Consider the following 17409-nt stretch of genomic DNA (forward strand, 5'->3'; position numbering starts at 1 on the left):
GCCATGAAAAGAGTCTATCTGCTTTCGCTAGTCATAATCCTTGTGCTGACCGGTACCGAAGTGCTGGGCCAGGATCCCCAATTTTCACAGTTTTATAACAACCCTGTGCTCATCAATCCCGCAGCCGCGGGAGCTACCCGGGCAGCCAGAGTGGTGGTCTCTCACCGGAACCAATGGCCCAATGTTACCTCTATGATAACCCAAACAGCCACGTTCGATTATTTTCAGCCAATACAGCATAAGGACATCGGGCTTGGCTTTGGTTTAATAGCCGTGAAAGATCAGGCAGGTAATGCCCTCCGGCTAAAAAATGAAAGTCTTGGTCTTCAGGTAGCTATGGAAAAACCGATTGAAGATTACACCCGGTTGCGGGTAGGCGCCCAATATGTGCATAGCTGGAAATCGCTGACGGAGCATGTGGGTACAGTAACTTTTGAAGATCAACTGCTGTTCGGTGGCACCACCACCGAGGAACTGGGAGATTTACTTACCGGTGAAACCAGAAGCTATGGAAGCCTGAGCATGGGTATACTGGGTACTCATAAAAATGTATGGCTGGGACTGGGCTTACACCATCTTAATCAGCCTGATGCTTCTATAGCCAGTGCGGGAGATGACAATATGTACAGGTTACCTGTAAAGTATTTGCTGCATGGTGGAATAGAGCTGAACATTAAGAAAAGCCAGCAGAGAATACAGCAGGCCATTGTTTTACAGGGCCTGTACGCAAAACAAGGCCCTAACGAACAGTTTATTGGCGGAGTCAGGTATATGTATGGCCTTGATTTTAATAGCAGAAGGATGGCTCAGCAGAAAGATGTGACCCTCTCGGCAGGCTTATTCTTAAGATCCATTCCGCTATTTACCAGGATAGACCGGCCTATCTATAATACCGATGCTATCAGCGGACAGCTTGGGATAGAGTTTGAACTGAATAATATAAGTATGGATATAGGCTATGCATATGACTATGCCATTTCTAAACTAAACCCTAATCCAAGTAACGAAATCACGCTTTCTATTCGCTTCCTTAACCGGTTTATTTGGGGAGTGGACTGTAAAAAGCGCATGCAATGGAAAAACCGCAGCGAAACGGCTTATTTTCGCAGAGGACTGCGAAGGTAACAGCCATTTTTCGGAATTTATGAAGGTTTTTTTTCCACGAATAATTGGTGGTAAACCCTCATTTATGTTCTGAAAGGAAATGGTTATATTGATAGTGTATATTTAATGATATATCAAATCATACATTTTTCAACATAATTTTAAAAACCTATGAAAAAACGATTAAGTCTCGAAGAACTGGAAGTAACCAGCTTTGTAACAGAGTTTTCTCCCGAGCAAACCCATCTGTTTGCCGGAGGTGCCACGGCTACCTGTCTGGGCAGCGGGTGTCCTGAATACTGTAATACCCTGCGTGGTACTAAATGCATAACCGATAAGGAGCCCGTGGAGCCTATCGAAGAACCAGTACCTGTAACTGTGGTGGGAGCCTGATCCACATTATATTTTTACTCATATTATAATGCCTGTCTTATGCAGGCATTTTTTGTGAATACCTTAACAAATAAGTAGCGAATAAAATAATATATTGAAAGATGTATTTAATACCACAAAAAGCTATGAAGAAAGACAAACTTACGCTGAAAGAACTACAGGTATCCAGCTTTGCCACATCTGTAAATAATGAAATGGCTATGGGTGGTGCGCAAGCCAGCCCATAGAAATTATACATTTCATCGAACAGATGAACACCATCATATTACCTATACGACAGATGGTAATAACGTCTCTGTAAAATATTCGCGGATATGATAAATAATAGTGACCCTTTTAGTGATATAGCCCTCACTTTTTCAGGAGGTGGGTTTCGTGCGGCAGGCTTTTGCCTCGGTGTGCTGAGCTACATGAATAAGGTAGAGCACGACGGGCAACCGCTACTAAACCGTGTTAAGTACATATCCACCGTATCCGGCGGTACCATAACAGGGGCAGCTTATGCCCTCAAGGCTGCTGAAGGTAAAAGCTTTGAGGCTATATACGAGGAGATTTTTGCTTTCTTACAGGGCCGTCAGTTTCTGGATGACTCACTTAGGTTTCTGGAAGACGATAGCTGCTGGCAGGGAAGGCGTAAATCACTGATCAAAAGCTTTTCCAAAGGATATGATGCACTGGTAGGTGACGCCCGGCTGATGGATATACAGACAAGCCAGACCCATATTGAAGGAGTGACTTTTAACGCCACCGAATTTAATACCGGACTGCCCTTCCGCTTTCAGAATGAAGGCTTACTGGGCAACCTCAAAATAGCCAAAAATGACCGGGACCTGGAGGCAGCCCGGGAGCTTGTATTACTAAAAGATATTATTGCTGCCAGTTCCTGCTTTCCATTTGGTTTTGAGCCAATCATGTTTCCTGATGATTTTATCCCTTCTCACCATGAGGTGTACAAAAGATTAAAAGATAAGGCGCACTACAGATCAGGCATGGGCCTCATGGATGGGGGAATCGTGGACAATCAGGGGCTAAATGCGGTATCGAGTGCCCAGCGTAGAAGAGTCAGGAGCTCTGTACCTCATAATAAGTTTAGTCTGTTAATGATCAATGATGTAGCCAGCCACTATATGAACCCCTGGGTCGGTACGGAAGAAAACTATAAAAGGCCTGTCAACCATTCCACCCTCGAAAGCCTGAATATCAGCCGCTTTCTACCTGCTGCCCTGTCGGGCAAATTTAACTGGCTCTTCTATCTGCTATTAGTGGTATTAGCAGCATCGGTCGCCTGGCTATTACCTGCAAATGGACCCGTTGAAACCGGCGGGATCATATTTCTGTCTTTACTGGCCGGAGTGATAATAACATTCCTGGTAAGCAAGCGAATCATAAACCGGATCATCATAAAGAAAGTAAACTCCCTGAAGGGAAAGCTGCTCAGTAAGATCCCCGAGTTTTACTTACCCCTGCTTAGTAATTTTGATGAGCTTAAAATAGGCTTGCTGGAACGCATGCTGCAGGAGCGTATATCCTCTGTATTCCTTATGGTAACAGAAGTGTTTTTAAAGCAGGTAAGACGATTAAATTATAAGGTAATCTATCGTGATAAAAAGTGGGACTTTATGCGCATTACGAATACCATATATGAACTGACTCCCAGGGACCTGGCTTACCAATATGAAAATAATCGCTTTGGTGACCATTCATCGGTTATCAGAAAAAAAGAAAAAGAACTGGTGGTCCAGGTGAGCGAGGAAATGAAGGAAGTAGCTACCAGGGCCAGTAATATGGGGACCACCTTATGGTTTGAAAAAAAGCATGAGAAGGCACTACATGATTTAATTGCCTGCGGACAATTTACCACTTGTTTTAATTTGCTTACTTATCTTATAGAACTGGAACATCACCCTGAATCTCCCTGTAAAGACCTGTTTAATGCAGATGCTCCACTTACTCTATTGAGGAAAAGACTGGAGGATGATTGGAAAACCTTCTTAAAGACACCTGGGTTTATGCTAAATCAGTCCCGCTAATCAGGTTAAAGAGTTGGCCGGCCTCTCAGATACCTTGGCTTCACTCCTCCTGTCTTTTTACAACAATCCGCTAAAGCAATGATCCATACATTTCATGATAACCTCCTGAAAACCAAGTGTCCTGAACGCTGAAAATGCCTGCTGCCACCCCTCACTCACGGCCCGGCATAATACCTGTTGCCACATTTATTTAAACTTTCTGCAAATCTTACGCCGCCTTTTATAGAAGCCCGTTTCCCTATAGCTTTGCCTTCTGACGGATAATACATGAAGCTATTCTTAACGGGAATATTGCTCACCTTTGGCCATTTGGCCCTGGCGCAGCAGGACTTCCACACCATTCTGCCCGAAGGCAAAATTCCCCTCGACTTTACGCAGAGGAGCACATTCAAATACGATATCGACCGGGCATCCATCAGTGAGGATGACCAGCGGTTTGACCGGGAAAATAAAGACAAGTTTTACCTGGAGAGTAACTTCGGCATCGACGACTTTCTCAGCAGCGGAAGGGTACTGTTTAATGACCCTGTGACCAACTACCTGAACAGTGTGCTGTATGAGGTACTGAAAGATGATCCCCAGACCCGCAAGGAGGTGAGGGTGTATGCCGTAAAGTCTCACGTCCCCAATGCATTTGCCACCAACAATGGCATGATCTTCGTAAACCTGGGGCTGCTGGCCAAGCTGGAAAATGAGGCACAATTGGCTTACATCCTCTCCCACGAACTGATACACTACCGCGAACAGCATGTACTGAACAGCTATGTGAAAAATGAGCGTATCAGCGATGGCAGGGATGGTTACAAAGGGTTCTCTGAAGATGAGAAGCTTATTGCTCAAAGCTCCTATAGTAAGGAACTGGAGATAGAGGCAGATGCCAAAGGCTTTGATATTTATAAAGGTACTGCCTATAGCAAAGACTCCATGGACCGTATATTTGATATACTGGGCCAGGCAGACCAGCTTTTGCTGGACAGTGAGTTTGACTATGCCTTTTTTGAGTATGGTGACTACCGCCTGCCGGAGAAACTAAAGCTGACAGAATTTGCCCAATACGAAGTGAATGAAGCGTACGATGACGAGAAAAGTACGCACCCCAATACGGAGACACGGCGGGTGAACCTGCAGGAGCAACTGGCAGGGGTGGCTAACAAAGATGGAGCTACATTTATCTATGCGCGTGAGCGGTTTGACGAGGTAAAGCGTCTGGCGCGCTACGAACTATGCCGGCAGTACCTGTTGGACCGAGCCTATCATAAGGCCCTGTACCTGGCCTATGACCTGCTGCAGCAGGATCCGGAGTCAGTATACCTCCGCAAGTGTATCGCCAAGGCACTTTATGGGGCTACCTATAGCGGATGGAAAGAGAGTACCCGCGAGGTGCTGGTATCTGCTGAGATGCAGAAGATCGATCATCTGCTGGATGCTATGAGCGGCCGCGAGCTAAAGGTACTGGCCCTAAGCCAGCTATACCCGCTATACCGTGCAAACCGTGAAGATGCAGAGGTGCACCTTATGTTGAAGGACCTGATCACACGCCTCCAAAAGGATCACACCGACATAGTGGACAAGCTTTTCGCCTCATCGGGTGGCGAGGAAATGCAGTACTATCAGCATGCCTTTACCGGATTAGAGGGGCGTGAGGAGTTGATGACCCTCTTTGAAGAAAACGAGCCTGATACGGGGACAGAATTATACCAAAAGCGGAAAATGAGAAGTGAGGGCACCAAAGTGAACAGTACCCTGGTGCTTACGCCGGCATACATCAAGGTAAACCAGCGTAAAAAGGACATGATCCGCTACGCAGATGGCGAAGGTGTGCTGGTACAGATGGACGACAAGATCAGAAAGGTGTCTGATAAGCTGAAGATGGATAATGACGTGCTCAATGTACACGACATAGACCGTGATGACATCACTGATTTTCGAAGCCATGCCATACTGAACGAATGGCTGAATGAAAAACTTGGCTCCGGTGAGAGCACGATGGTGAGCCCCATACATAATGAGATGATGGCCGTGCTGGATACCTACGACCAGGACTACCTGACGATGGTGATGGCCATATCAGTAAAGGAAAAGGTAAAGGACAAAGGGATTAAAATAGCCTTTACGGTACTGATGCCTATATTTGCACCGGTCACCCTTCCTTCCCTTGTTAGCCCCAAATATACCTATCACCTGTCTATCACTTTTCACGGCGCTACTGAGTCAGTGGCCGGCGGGGATCTCCGTGCCATGAAATTCAAGGATACCAACTCACTAATGAGCTCTAACCTGTACTACACCCTCTTTAAACTGAAGCACGGAAAATGATGAAGAGATTTTATAGCATCCTATTCTGCCTGTTGCTTACCTCCGTGGCGGCACAGGCCCAGGTACCGGGCTTCATGGGGAAGCGGGCTTACTTTACGCTTGACCTGAACCCTACCCCTGCTCTGGCTAATCAGAATGTGAATAATACGATAACGGTGATCCTGGGAGACGATGCCCGCTACGATAAGCAAAATGTACTGGCTTTTAACTACCGGCCGCAGGTGAACCTCGAGTACCTGGTGGGCGAGCGCACAGCCATAGGGCTGAACTACAGCCTGCTGCAAACGGGCACCATGCGCAAAACCGATAAATTATTTGGCCGGGATGTGGAGCCAGATGTGTTACGCGGTACATCTGTAGGCCTGAATGTCCGCTTCTTTAATAAGGGGGAATCCATAGCCCCCATAGGCCTTTACCAGAACATAAAGCTTGAATACACTACGGTAAACACCTATGACGATAAGGCTTCTGACGAGCCCTTGTTTACTGATGACTTTAATCACTTTGTGTTCACCTATGGCATAGGGCGGCAGAAGGTAGTAGCTAACGCCATCGTACTGCGCATAGGCCTTGAGTTGGGCTACGCGGCTACGCCTAAAGCAGCCTTTGAGCCGATGGAAGAGTATACCCCGGTGGAGGAGGCTAATTACAATGTACACCGGAGCATGTTCGGCTACTATATATTCAGTATCAAACTAGGCATAGGCTCTTTGCTATTCTGATCATATGAGACATTCTTACCTTTTATATACACTGCTTTTCATTTTCGCATCCTGCATAGATTATGATATCATCCCTTTGCAGCATGGCGTTATCCCCACCTGTTCGGATGGCATACAAAACCAGAATGAACAAGGAGTGGACTGTGGAGGTCCCTGCAATACCGAGTGCTATGTGCCGCTAGCCTCGCCCTGTGGGGATAACCTGAATGATAATACCATAGTGGTAGTGGACGATGATGATATAGGTGTGGATGACCAAAACCTGACCACCATTACCTGCCAGCCGAATGAAGCGTTTGAGGAATACCGGTTTACCGGCCAGTCAATCAACGGTGAGATAGAGATTATACTGCATACGCTTGAAATACCCGCGCGTGAAGGCACATTCGACATTGAATGGAGCAGCAGTGATAATATAGCTGAAGTAACAGTAACCAATTACGGTGTGGACTGGTGGGCTCAGTCGGGTACCCTATACGTATTTAATACGCCCGATGGCCTCGTCCTGGAGTTTTGCGAAGCGAGCTTTCGCACCAATTTTGCTGACTACTACCCTGTAATGAGCGCCAAGGTTATCTGCAATTAGTCTTTGCCGGGGGCGCCGCCGGCTGTCCCCGGCCGGTGTTGGGTTAAAAACTCCCTGATGAGTCCGATATACTTATCCGGCTCCTCCCACCATATCTCGTGGCCTGCGTTTTCTATCATTTCGTAGCGACTGCGGGGGTAAAGCGCTGCATACTCATAGGCCGCGGAAAAAGGGATATGCTCACACTGCCCCTGTAGGATCAGGGCCGGAGCCTGCACGTTTTGCAGTGCCCGCCTTATTTCCGGCTGGTTTACCTGGTTAGTGGCCAGGTAGGCGTACAGGCCTCCCCCGCCCTCTTCCGGGAGTACATTGGCCGGGTCACACACCATGCCCCGGGTAAACTTAGCCGCCAGGTTATTAAGTACCTGGTCCATCTGCTCATCAGAGATCAGTTTCTTATCCAGCAGCAAAGCGCCCAGGGTGGCTACGATGGCCTTAGGCTTGGCCGCCGTGAGGTTCACATCATCTACAAAATCATAGGGATTACGAAACTGCAGGGTGTCCGGCGCAGGATACAGCGAGTCAAGGTCGGCATATTGTCCCTTTACCCTGCGATGAGGTAATAGCGTGCCCGGCGAGCTGAAGATCAGGCCGGCCACATGATCCGGATACCGGGCAGAATAGTGAGCGATGAGTATGCTGCCAAAGCTCTGTCCCATGAGTATGACCTGCCTGGCCCCTATCTTTTCCGTAATGACTTCATGAAGGTCCTGCAGATGCTTGTCAAAGCTAATGTCTGAGTAGCGTGGCATACGATCAGAAAGGCCTGAGCCGCGCTGGTCATACAGGTACACATCATGCCCCAGGGTGCTTATCTCAGCCATGGTTTCTATTATGCTGCTATGTACATACCCCCCAGGGCCGCCATGCAGAAATACGATAGGGGCAGCTCCGGCCGGGTCACCCGGCAGGTGCGTGTAGGCCAGCCGAAAGCCCTCCTTCATGTCCCAGTAGCGGGTGCTTTCACGGGGCGTGATGGGCAATACATCCACCGGCTCCGGTATAATGAGGAAGGCGATAAAAATGATCAGAAGCACACCTATAAGCAAGCCGGACCATTTCAGTAGTTTTTTCAGTAAAGACATATCACAGCATTTACCTATGAGATGCCTCCGACTAACGATCGGTTACACCAACCCCCTGAAAACCGGCGTGATTATGAATTTGTAGCCCCGGCGTGGACAAATCCTGGTAGGCTCATTGAGGTAATTCTCTGAGCCCCATCGGGGCGAAGCCTTTGTAGCACAATAGTCCCAAAAAAACCTAAGTGCCGTAGGCACGCAGCCCCTACTCCACCTGGCTTTATGCGCCGAGGCAGGCGAACCGCATAGCCTCAGACCTTAGTCCAGATACGGGTATTCAGGTTTAGCTCATGCACCAGCAGGGCATTAAGCTGAATGGTATTATACAGCATTAAAATTTGGCCAAACGATACATTGGACTTAGTGATCTCAGGCTCGAACAACTCCGTCTCGAAGGCCACCCCACAGTAAACCCTGTTACCCACGAAAGACACATTTATCTTGCGGTTAAACCGCTTGTGCAGTTCCAGGATGGCCTCCATAATAGTCGGTGTGAGCAGGTAGCGCGCCTCCACCTGGTCCGTAGAGGTCACATTGAAATACGCTTCAAATTCGGGATTTTCCATTTCTACCTCCCGCGGATCAGTGTCCTTTTTCAGGAAATCCAGGTTAATATTGAGGTTCAGTCCATAGATGTTTTTTTGCCTGACATAGGTCCGCCCTGAAAAATGCTTGTTAAAGTCTGCGTGAAAGAGCAGCCCCCAGAAAATAATGCGTGTAGATGAATTCTCCCCACCAGTGGAGTAGGTGGTTTTGATCTCTGAGCAGCGGAAGTCCGTTTTTTCGATACGGCCATAGATAAGGTCGTCCCCCTTAAAGTTGCTGTGCCTTTTGGTAAACAGGCCACTGCCCCAGTACTCCTCTTCCGTGAGGGACTCCTCCGCCTCGTAAGTCCATTCAGGGTTCACGAGCTTTACCAGCGTTTCCACTATCTGCTTTTTAAAGGTACGGCGGAATTCCTTGTACAAGGATACCGTGTAGATGACCAGGCCGATCGTGACCAGGATCATTATGATGCCGGCGGCAGGCAGGTTTAGCTGAAATAGCGTAAAGCTGATAGCAATGAGAAGTACAACGCCTATGGAAAGGTAGAGTATCTTCTTGCGGGGTCCCTCCAGTGCTTCCAGCTTTGCCTGCAGGGTATCCCTGAATACCCGGTCCAACTCCTCTGTGCTCAGAAACTTCATTTCTTGTTATTAAATAGCTCCTGCACGTTTACATTTTGCCTTTCGGCCTGGGTAGCCGTAAATACCTGCTTAGGTTTCAGGCCCATCCACCCCGCTACCATGTTTTGAGGGAAAACCTGAATGCCGTCGTTATATTCGGTAACCGTGGCATTATAAGCCCGCCGGGAGGCCGATATTTGTGCTTCTACCTCATTAAGGCTGCGCTGCAGGAGCTGGTAGTTTTCCTGCGCCCTGAGGTCAGGGTAGCCTTCGGCCACCGCCATCAGGTTATGCATGCGGCCGGAGATCTCCTCATCCAGCTGCATCTTTTCCTGCATGTTCATGGTGGACCACTTAGTTTCCGCACGCAGGGCCGTTACTCTTTCTATCAGTTCCCGCTCATGCGTTGTGTACTGCTGTACCGTACTCACCAGGTTGGGGATGAGGTCGTAGCGCTTTTTCAGTTGCGCATCCACCCCACCGGTGGCGTTATCTACCGCATTCCGCTTTTTTATCAGCGTATTATACATAAAGATAAACAGCAGCAATACTACAGCTACTATGATGGCGATCAGGCTTATCAGGTTCATCGTATGATCGTATGGGGTAAGTCCTTGTCAGATAAAGGAATTTTATTCATTTACTATCTGCAATATACACTATATCGGTGTGTATGCAGAGCAGCTTTTTATGAATGGTTCTCTTCGGCCACCTCACTTCTTTCAGGGTATGATGATCTTTTCCCTTATCGCTTTTATCACAAGACCGGCCGTGTTTTTTACATCTAGTTTCCCCATCAGGTTCTGGCGGTGCCCCTCTACCGTACGTGGACTTATAAAGAGGGTCTCGGCGATTTCCTGGGTGTTCATTTCCCTGCAAATAAGCTGCAGCACCTCCAGCTCCCGCGAGGTCAGACCCACCTGCTTTCGCAGGGTAGGCACTGACCTGGTTTTATTCCTAATACTTGCCAGCATGGCCAGGGTACTTTGGTCATTCACATAATAGCCTTTGGTGTATACCTCCCTGATAGCCTTCTCCAGTTCCTCCGCCTCTGTGTTCTTTACCAGGTAACCATGTGCTCCTGCCTCCAGCAGGCCGGAGATCATCCGCTCCTCATCATGCATGGTCAGAATAAGAATCCGCAAATGCGGGTGGCGTTGAAGGATTAGTCGTGTAGTCTCTATTCCATCCATTACCTCCATCTCCAGGTCCAGCAGCACTACATCCGCCTCAATATCAGGTAAGCTGTCTATCAGTTCCTGGCCATTCTGCACCGAAATGACCAGCTCAATACCCTGCATTTTGTGTATCAGTGACGTAAGGCCCTCCCTGAACAAGGCATGATCATCCGCCAGTGCCACAGATATAATCATAGGCTTATTCATGTCGTATCAGTATCATGGTTAATTGTGCCCGGGTTCGTCCCCCGGCCTGTAGGTATTGCACCTTTGCCCCTATGAGCTGGGCCCGTGTTTCAATATTACGCAGCCCCAGGCCGGTATTTTTCAGCTCAGGATTTACCTCGTAGCCTGGCCCATCGTCTTTATAAGTTAACCGCCACGCAGCATGCTTGCAGCTAATGCTAAGCCATAGCCTCGAGGGAGAAGCATATTTCAGTGAATTGCTAACCAGTTCCTGCACGATCCGGTATATAGCCAGTTCCTTATCATACGCCAGTACCGGCAGTCCGGGGGCAAACGCACAGGTTGTTTGTATATCACTTTCCGCATCTATTCGCTCCATAAGGCTCTGCAGGGCTTCCTGCAGGCCAAAATTTTTCAGTATTACAGGATGGAGATCATATGATATACGCCTTACCGTCTGAAGAGTATCATCCAGCAGCCGGCCCATTTTCTTACTTAGGACCAGTGACTCCTCTCTATCCCCCGTGCCTGCCTGGTTGGCATATAGTTTTATGGTAGAGAGCATCGCACCGATGTCATCGTGCAGGTCCCGGGCTATGCGGTTACGTTCTTTCTCCTGGCTTTGTACCGTGGCTTGGAGTAAGGCCTGCTGGTGACTGGCAAGGGCCTGGTTATGTTGCTTGTGCTGCTGCATGAGTTTACGCTGGTAGGCCACAAAAAAGACCACGAAGAATATGGCCATGGTAAACATGCCCAGCATGGCAAGGAGTAATACCTCCAGTACGGTCAGGGGCCCGGTCGTATCCATAGCGCTATGGTAAAGCTGAGGTAATGAAATACATTAAAAATAGCATGAACACCCCATGCCAGCCCGTTGGCATACTGCGCTTCCGTAAGCAGCCTGTTGCTTAGATGAAACAGGACCAGGCTACTGGCAAAATAGACCAGTACGCCGGAGTTTATCCAGAACATTGGGTTCTTTTCCAGCCGTTCATATTCAACTTTTTTAAGTAACTGGTAGAAGTACAATATAGATAATAGTATGAAGAAGACCGCGCTCAGGGTAAGGGCATGACTGTTAAAGGCTTTGAGGCCCTGGTACCACATATTCCACAATGCAAAAAGAAAAAATAAAGCCGTGGCCGTATCAAAGTAAATCGGTGGCAGGCCGCTTAATGCCCTGCGATACACCCGGCAGAGAAGGTAAAACTCTGCCAGGGCAAAAAAGTGAAATAGCGGCAGGTTGTTGATTTTATACACCCATAATATTCGGGAGGCGATCTCCACCAAGGCAGTTATCACAATGAGCAGAAATATAAGCCGCTGGACAGGGGTAAGAACGGGAAAGCGAAAAAGGCCTGCCAGAAGTGCCAGCCCTATCACATAATAGGGTATGACTAATAAGGTGGAGATGGTACTTTCCGGAACCAAAGTATTTGCTATTGACAGGTGGGCGGGCAGGGACTTATATATTCAAAAAGTGCCACGTAGCCGCTATCTACACCGGCGTCCGGTTCTGCTTTCATCACCTTTACTCCCCGCATAGCTATACCTCTAAGTACTTCATCGGGCTGCTGCGAGGTATAATGACACGCTACCACTATGGAGAAGCCAAACCTGGCATAGTCTCCCCACTTATTTTTATCCAGCCCGAAATATAGATCCAGCGCAGTGAGGTTATGGCGACCATTAACCATGAAATCAAATAAGGCCTGGTTTACATTGCCTGCCGTAAGTACATACTGATTCAATCTTCGATAAGCGCCTACACCTGTATCGCCCCCAATGACTGCCTCAAATGACTGGGCTAGAGTCAGGTTATCTGCCAATAGCCAGTTTTGGCAAAGGTTCTGCATGAACTGATAAGGTATGGACGAAGCCCCATGCTCAATAAAGGGCTTTTCATCGGCTGATGATAGTATAGGCTGAAGTACACTATGCCTCCTGCTATGAGTACCTAGACAGACGGTAACAAAGGGGCACACCTTATTGTCATCAGCACCTAATATAAAGTGTATAGCTGTTACTTCTTCCGGGTCTTTTTGGGGCAGGATATGGCTTATGTCTTGTTTTTTTAAGCTAAACCCCCTTAATCTTTTACCATCATGCTCATGAAACAGCCCGTAGAGCGTATTGGTAGAGGTGTGGAGCCAGTTTTGGTGGTAGGCGTTCCATATACTTTCCGATGTGGGGTGAGTAGTTGCGTTTTTCATGGTGCTACGTCATTATAAATGAAAAGGTCAGGTAGCCGGCACGTAGGATAATATACCCAAGCTTGTTCAAATTATTACACTATGGGTCATAAATAAGGGAAGACCCGGTGCCGGACCTTCCCTTAGCAGCAAGCCTGAGTTAATCCTGCCGTTTAAAATCCATTTTGTAGGGTTTTACTTCGCCTCCATCTGTGAACCCATAAGCCAGTTTGATCTTTTTATAGGTTTCACTGTCCGTGCTTCCGGAGCCACCTATAAATTTATCTGACGAATCTAACTGTCCGGAGAACTGCAGGTTAGTAAGCTGGTCGTTCACAAGGTATTGTATTTTGATAGGGATCAAAACATGGTCTGTCTCGATAGTACCGTCTGCTGTACCACTTTTGTTATTAGCATCGCTTATTTTCAGGACATACTTTTTGTCTGAAGAGTAATAATTTCCGTCTAGGGTCATAGTCTTATGTATTATGATGTATTCCTACTCTGTAAGCTTTTCGGAAAACGCTGTAACCGCGATAGCTATCTTAAAGATTACATCATAAAGGTGCGCATATATAAGCCCTAAGGTAAGCGGGGAAATTACCATTTCGAATACGTAGAACTACGTGTTTTACCTTAGCCCGTAGCGCTACGGAGCCCAGGCGGGACAGTATGGGCAAGAAAATGATGCGTAGAGAGTGAGGTGCAGGTTACGTGATAAAATGACAAAAGCCACGGGGCCCGCCTTGTACATACTAAGACGGGCCCCGTGGCTTCTAAAAATCGTACAGAAAAGACAGCTTATTCAGCGTCTTCCGGCATATAGGGCAGTAGTGCCTCCCTCCATATTTCATAGCCCTTCTCGTTCATGTGCAGGTTATCCTCCACAAAGATGTCAGTATATACCTCCCCGTTTTCATCCAGCATAGGCGTCCATACATCCACGTATTCTGTATTGTCAGTGCTTTCGGCAAGCTCTTTAAGCCCCTGGTTCAGGGTAACATACTGGTCTTTCAGGTGCCAGCGGGCTACACTGGGTTTGGCAGAGATGAACGCCACAGGCACACCCGGTAGCTGTTGCTCCAGCATTTGACGCAGGGTGGCGGCCTCTTCCAGTATTTCGGCAGGATCCTCCCCTGCTTCTATATCATTGTCCCCTTCATATATAAATACCTTTACCGGATCATAAGGTAATATGAGCTTGTCGTAATAGTACATGAGGTCCGAGAACTGAGAGCCGCCAAAGCCCCTGTTCAGTACATTATGATCCGGAAAATGCTCTGCCAGGTCTTTATACATCCTGACTGATGAGCTGCCGGTAAATAGCACAATGTTATCACCGGGAGGGTTTTCCATGTCTTCCTGTTCAAAGCGGGTTACCTCTCCCTCAAACCGCTCAGGGCCATTTTGTGCCAAGGACAGGGTGGAAGTTAATGTAAAGACAAAAGCCAGTGCAAAGAGCAGTACGTAGCGCATAGTATATTGTTTTATTAAGATCAATATACAAATTATGCCGGGGTGGAAATGTTTTACCCGGCCCTGAAATTTTGGTTTGCAGGATTTTAGAAAAGTAGTCATGGATTGACCGGGGCGGAGTTTCTATTCAAACCGGTCGCAGATGCTTATGTGATAAGCCAATGATCTTGCTACATTGAGAAGGTGTAATAATAGCTTTTTTGATTTTCCTCATCGTACCAATAAAACCGGTAAGACTGGCCGTCCGACCAGTTATATTCAGAGAGATTACCAACCCTTTCTTCATCCCACCATTCGAATTCATAGATTACCTTATAAGGATGGTCAAAGTATACCGTATCACTTCTCAGCGCCAGCCTTTCTATGATCTTTTCAGCAGTGGCCCGGGAGCAGTTAAAGGCGAACAGATAGCCTGTATCAATACCTATAGCATCGTCAAAACAGTAGATGTTATTTACATCCTCAGATACCGGTACCAGGAGAAAGTCTTCGAACCGGGCTTTATTTGCCTCGGTATCGGCCTTATATGCGTTGAAGGGGGGAAACACCCTTTCTATGCCTGCACTGACAAATCCTTTCAATTTATTAATCGAATTAAAACCACCGTCTTAGACGGTGGTCATGTTTGAGGGCTATGCCAGTAGGGGTATATTGTGGAATGAGCAAGTATCGTAAGCTATCGCATAGCTTTTACTATTGTGTCTATCATGTAGTATGGACCCCGAAGTACCGCCACCGTATACTTCGTGATATTGTTGCAGATACGTTGGAGAATAAGATAAAGACGATATGTGAATGGAAGGAGGTCAAGGTAGAAGAGTTGAACATTCAGCCAGATCACGTTCATTTGGTATGTAGTATACCTCCGAAACTTAGTGTATCAGACTTCATGGGTATTCTCAAGGGTAAGACAGCGATCATGATGTTTAAGAACTTCAAGAGTCTTCGCAGAAAACCCTATTGGGGCAATCATTTTTGGTCACGAGGCTATTTTGTAAGTACGGTAGGCATAGATGAAGAAAAGATAAAGCGGTATGTTAAGTATCAGGAGAAGGAAGATAAGAAAGAGGATGGGGATATAGATATCCCGCTATTCGATAACTGACTATCCCCCTTTGGGGGTAATAACCATTGAAAACCCCCTCCTTTGGTGGGGGTAATTTATTTTCCGCCCGCTTAGCATAGCTGTCTATTTTAGCCTCTGCCCTATCGGCCACATGTGTTGCCTTAGTTATCGTCCTGTCTTTGGTTCGCTCCGCTTCATCAGTCACCCGGTCACATGATAACAGCGCCAGTCCAAAGGTACTCAGAAGGATGATTGCGGAAATATTCAGGCTAGACAGGTTCATAAAAGATTATTTCATCATAGGTTTCAGCTAGAGCTAAGGTACTACCTGTCGGGTGGAAAATGAAGATTCGTTTTTAATTAAGTGGTATAGCCCTCATGATTAATCTAATCCGCGACAGAAAACCGGTAGGTCGTCTCTGAGTAAAAGGCATCACCTGGCTGGAGAATGGTAGAGGGAAACTCCGGGTGATTAGGTGAATCCGGGAAATGCTGTGTTTCCAGGGCCAGACCAGAGTAGCGCCCGAAGTGCCGTCCTCCGGCATATAGCTCTTCGGAGGGGGGAAAATTACCTGAAAAGAACTGCATGCCAGGTTCAGTAGTAAGCACCTCCATTTGCCTTCCGCTTTCCGGGTGCCATAGGCGGGCGCTGACCACATTCGTACCCGGTTCTTTTAGTATCCAGCAGTGGTCATAGCCTTTGGTAGCGGCTAGGGCCGGGTCATCAATGCGCTCCCCTACCTCTTTAGGCCCGGTGAAATCAAAGGGCGTACCCTCCACCCTCAGCGGGCCATTAGTGGGTATGCCCGTACCATCCACAGGCAAATAGTGTTCACCCCTGAGGGTAAGCACATGGTCTGTGATGGCAGAAGTCCTGTCTCCAGACAGGTTAAAGTAGCTGTGGTGGCTGGGGTTAATTACCGTTAGGTGCTTGGTTTCTGCCTGGTAGCTCACCTTCATGGATGTGGGCGTAAAGGTGTAAATTACCCGTATTTGCAGGTCTCCGGGGAAGCCCTCCTCCCCATCCGGGCTGTGGTATGAAAAAGTGAGAGTGCAGGCACCTTCAGATGATTCGATATCCTCCAGCCCCCATATCTTTTTATCAAACCCTTCCGTCCCTCCATGCAGTGTGTTGGGACCATGATTAGTCCGCAGGGTATACTCTGTCTCATTGAGGGTAAATTTACCCCCTGCAATGCGGTTAGCATATCGCCCCACCGTAGCACCAAAGTACCTGTTATCCTTTACGTAGTCTTCCAGCCGGTCATAGCCTAGCACTATACTCCTGAGTGTTCCCTCCCGGTCCGGCACCTTCAGGTTCATGAGCGTGGCGCCATAGTTCATTACCGTGGCCTCCAGTTTTCCGGGAAAGCGGATAGTCCACTGCGTTACCTCATTTCCTTTCAGTTCTCCGGGAGTACTTATCTTTATCTCAGGCATATAATTTTCATTTTTTACTATAAGTACGTGCAGCCAGGCCTTTCGTTCAAAGATTTAACTGTATGTAAGTGGCAGGACGGCGAGCATTAGAAGGTAAACAGTACCTGCCAAAAGATTATATGATAATGCCGGGCTTACAGCATAAGGATAAATATCAGATAGGGTCCAGACTTTAAAAGTCATATAACAGAAAAAGATGCTGAGAATGGAAAAGGTCAGTAAGAACGCTCCCCTCCACATTCTGCTGGTGCGGCTTTGGCGATCCACGAATAAGGCCAGGTAGGAAAAAAAACTAAGCCATACTGTGAGTAATATGATGGCATAAAGCGGTGAAACCACCACGTAGGTGTCATAAAACTGTATATCAGGTAATTCGCTGAAGGTGAAGCTGGTAGGCCATCCTATCAGCGCAACACTTATTATCAGACACAGCAATATGGGAAGTAAGATTCTCGGCTTAGTCATTTCCTGC

The 17409-nt window shown here is 47.5% G+C and carries 20 protein-coding genes; 8 read left to right on the forward strand and 12 right to left on the reverse strand.

Annotation, left to right across the window (positions count from 1 at the left end; all coding sequences use genetic code 11):
* Positions 1 to 3: 3 nt before the first annotated feature.
* From AB9P05_RS19825 to AB9P05_RS19855, 7 genes are all read left to right on the forward strand, one after another.
* A complete protein-coding gene (locus tag AB9P05_RS19825; RefSeq protein ID WP_371910578.1) occupies positions 4 to 1125 on the forward strand; it encodes a PorP/SprF family type IX secretion system membrane protein in 1122 nt (373 codons plus the stop codon).
* Positions 1126 to 1275: 150 nt separating this feature from the next.
* Positions 1276 to 1497: a pinensin family lanthipeptide gene (locus AB9P05_RS19830; RefSeq protein ID WP_371910579.1), complete on the forward strand. Its 222-nt coding sequence runs from the start codon at positions 1276 to 1278 to the stop codon at positions 1495 to 1497.
* Between the two features lie 125 nt (positions 1498 to 1622).
* Entirely contained in the window at positions 1623 to 1724 is a 102-nt protein-coding gene (locus AB9P05_RS19835) for a pinensin family lanthipeptide (RefSeq protein WP_371910580.1), read from the forward strand.
* 87 nt (positions 1725 to 1811) lie between these two features.
* The gene (locus tag AB9P05_RS19840) at positions 1812 to 3527 is read left to right on the forward strand and encodes a patatin-like phospholipase family protein (protein WP_371910581.1); all 1716 of its coding nucleotides are present in this window, start codon (positions 1812 to 1814) and stop codon (positions 3525 to 3527) included.
* Positions 3528 to 3794: 267 nt separating this feature from the next.
* Positions 3795 to 5843, forward strand: a complete 2049-nt coding sequence (locus AB9P05_RS19845; RefSeq protein ID WP_371910582.1) for a M48 family metallopeptidase — start codon at positions 3795 to 3797, stop codon at positions 5841 to 5843.
* Positions 5840 to 6565 (forward strand): hypothetical protein, encoded by a 726-nt coding sequence (locus AB9P05_RS19850; protein ID WP_371910583.1) that lies wholly within the window; start codon positions 5840 to 5842, stop codon positions 6563 to 6565. The genes AB9P05_RS19845 and AB9P05_RS19850 overlap by 4 nt, the downstream gene beginning before the upstream one ends.
* Before the next feature lie 4 nt (positions 6566 to 6569).
* Positions 6570 to 7151, forward strand: coding sequence for a hypothetical protein (locus tag AB9P05_RS19855; protein WP_371910584.1), 582 nt, complete (start codon positions 6570 to 6572; stop codon positions 7149 to 7151).
* On the opposite strand, the gene AB9P05_RS19860 is transcribed toward AB9P05_RS19855, so the two are convergent.
* From AB9P05_RS19860 to AB9P05_RS19905, 10 genes are all read right to left on the reverse strand, one after another.
* Positions 7148 to 8236: an alpha/beta hydrolase gene (locus tag AB9P05_RS19860; protein ID WP_371910585.1), complete on the reverse strand. Its 1089-nt coding sequence runs from the start codon at positions 8234 to 8236 to the stop codon at positions 7148 to 7150. The two genes, AB9P05_RS19855 and AB9P05_RS19860, sit on opposite strands and share 4 nt — an antisense overlap.
* A 248-nt stretch (positions 8237 to 8484) precedes the next feature.
* Positions 8485 to 9420, reverse strand: coding sequence for a DUF3137 domain-containing protein (locus AB9P05_RS19865; RefSeq protein ID WP_371910586.1), 936 nt, complete (start codon positions 9418 to 9420; stop codon positions 8485 to 8487).
* Positions 9417 to 9989, reverse strand: a complete 573-nt coding sequence (locus tag AB9P05_RS19870; protein WP_371910587.1) for a LemA family protein — start codon at positions 9987 to 9989, stop codon at positions 9417 to 9419. Before AB9P05_RS19870 ends, AB9P05_RS19865 begins: the two co-directional genes overlap by 4 nt.
* Positions 9990 to 10121: 132 nt before the next feature.
* Complete coding sequence (locus AB9P05_RS19875) at positions 10122 to 10784, reverse strand: response regulator (RefSeq protein WP_371910588.1); 663 nt, start codon at positions 10782 to 10784, stop codon at positions 10122 to 10124.
* On the reverse strand, positions 10777 to 11571 hold the full coding sequence (locus AB9P05_RS19880) for a sensor histidine kinase (RefSeq protein WP_371910589.1): 795 nt from the start codon (positions 11569 to 11571) through the stop codon (positions 10777 to 10779). Before AB9P05_RS19880 ends, AB9P05_RS19875 begins: the two co-directional genes overlap by 8 nt.
* Entirely contained in the window at positions 11550 to 12194 is a 645-nt protein-coding gene (locus tag AB9P05_RS19885) for a hypothetical protein (protein WP_371910590.1), read from the reverse strand. The genes AB9P05_RS19880 and AB9P05_RS19885 overlap by 22 nt, the downstream gene beginning before the upstream one ends.
* A gap of 8 nt (positions 12195 to 12202) precedes the next feature.
* Entirely contained in the window at positions 12203 to 12976 is a 774-nt protein-coding gene (locus AB9P05_RS19890; protein WP_371910591.1) for a hypothetical protein, read from the reverse strand.
* A gap of 139 nt (positions 12977 to 13115) precedes the next feature.
* On the reverse strand, positions 13116 to 13430 hold the full coding sequence (locus tag AB9P05_RS19895) for a hypothetical protein (protein ID WP_371910592.1): 315 nt from the start codon (positions 13428 to 13430) through the stop codon (positions 13116 to 13118).
* 326 nt (positions 13431 to 13756) lie between these two features.
* Positions 13757 to 14431: an SGNH/GDSL hydrolase family protein gene (locus tag AB9P05_RS19900; RefSeq protein ID WP_371910593.1), complete on the reverse strand. Its 675-nt coding sequence runs from the start codon at positions 14429 to 14431 to the stop codon at positions 13757 to 13759.
* Positions 14432 to 14601: 170 nt separating this feature from the next.
* Positions 14602 to 15012: a hypothetical protein gene (locus AB9P05_RS19905; protein ID WP_371910594.1), complete on the reverse strand. Its 411-nt coding sequence runs from the start codon at positions 15010 to 15012 to the stop codon at positions 14602 to 14604.
* Between the two features lie 77 nt (positions 15013 to 15089).
* Here AB9P05_RS19905 and tnpA point away from each other — a divergent pair, with 77 nt between their 5' ends.
* Positions 15090 to 15536 carry an IS200/IS605 family transposase gene (tnpA, locus tag AB9P05_RS19910; protein ID WP_371906921.1) on the forward strand — a complete coding sequence of 149 codons (447 nt, stop codon included), beginning with the start codon at positions 15090 to 15092 and terminating at the stop codon, positions 15534 to 15536.
* A 348-nt stretch (positions 15537 to 15884) separates the two neighbouring features.
* Here tnpA and AB9P05_RS19915 read toward each other — a convergent pair whose 3' ends face one another.
* Both AB9P05_RS19915 and AB9P05_RS19920 read right to left on the reverse strand, forming a co-directional pair.
* On the reverse strand, positions 15885 to 16937 hold the full coding sequence (locus tag AB9P05_RS19915; RefSeq protein WP_371910595.1) for an aldose epimerase family protein: 1053 nt from the start codon (positions 16935 to 16937) through the stop codon (positions 15885 to 15887).
* 54 nt (positions 16938 to 16991) lie between these two features.
* The gene (locus AB9P05_RS19920; protein ID WP_371910596.1) at positions 16992 to 17402 is read right to left on the reverse strand and encodes a hypothetical protein; all 411 of its coding nucleotides are present in this window, start codon (positions 17400 to 17402) and stop codon (positions 16992 to 16994) included.
* Positions 17403 to 17409 lie beyond the last annotated feature (7 nt).

This window comes from Roseivirga sp. BDSF3-8 (assembly GCF_041449215.1).
In the GTDB taxonomy this organism is placed as follows: Bacteria; Bacteroidota; Bacteroidia; order Cytophagales; family Cyclobacteriaceae; genus JBGNFV01.